Genomic DNA, 211 nt, shown 5'->3' with positions numbered 1-211 from the left:
CAAAATGAAATCACAATCTGCCAAACGCTATCCCCCTGAATTGCGTGAGCGCGCAGTCAGAATGTTGTTGGAACACCGTGATGAGTATGACTCTGAGCCAGATGCCATTCGTGCCATCTCGTCAAAAATCGGATGCCATTACGACACTCTGCGAGCCTGGTTACTTCAGCATAAAAATGATGTCCGTGAGGGTATCAGCCCCGTCAGCACT

The 211-nt window shown here is 49.3% G+C and carries 1 pseudogene; it reads left to right on the top strand.

Annotation, left to right across the window (positions count from 1 at the left end):
• A pseudogene (locus U869_RS0128645) lies at positions 1 to 211 on the top strand (IS3 family transposase); the annotation flags it as partial.

It is taken from the genome of Serratia sp. H1w (assembly GCF_000633355.1).
Lineage (GTDB): Bacteria > Pseudomonadota > Gammaproteobacteria > Enterobacterales > Enterobacteriaceae > Chania.
The sequence above is the reverse complement of the archived record's forward strand: the minus strand, read 5'-3'. Positions and strand labels throughout refer to the sequence as shown.